The sequence below is a fragment of the Adlercreutzia equolifaciens genome, from assembly GCF_029076695.1.
GTDB classification, from domain to species: Bacteria; Actinomycetota; Coriobacteriia; order Coriobacteriales; family Eggerthellaceae; genus Adlercreutzia; species Adlercreutzia equolifaciens_A.
In genome coordinates this window covers 1-378 of sequence record NZ_JARFIK010000111.1, presented here as the reverse complement: position 1 = coordinate 378, position 378 = coordinate 1, and the positions used below count along the sequence as shown (strand labels likewise).

General features: G+C 45.8%; 1 protein-coding gene. It reads right to left on the bottom strand.

The annotated features are described in order from the left end of the window. On the bottom strand, positions 1–341 hold a 341-nt coding region (locus PZH32_RS11675), incomplete at its 3' end, for an alpha-amylase family glycosyl hydrolase (RefSeq protein WP_275208422.1). Between the last annotated feature and the right edge of the window lie 37 nt (positions 342–378).

The following is a 378-nucleotide window of genomic DNA, read 5'->3' as shown; positions in this document are numbered from 1 at the left end:
GGACTTTGCGCACTCACATACGCCCCCTTCGGGTAATCCGGCTGCGGTTCATAGATTCTCTCTCTGTCCATCCATTTATTAAAAGAACCGCAATGATTAAATACCCCATCCAGGATCACTTTCATTCCCCGCTGATGCATTGCATCCACCAGCTTTGCAAATAACTGGTTGCTGGCTTCCAGATTCCGCAGGTCTCCGGTTCTCTGCTGATACTTCGTTGCATGGATATTGTCCTTTGCACCCTTCGGAAGTACTTCTCCGTCATCCACTACGATCTTTCCGTAATGAGGATCAATATAATCATAGTCCTGTATATCATACTTATGGTTCGACGGAGACACGAACAGAGGATTAAAGTAAATCACCTCGATTCCAAGA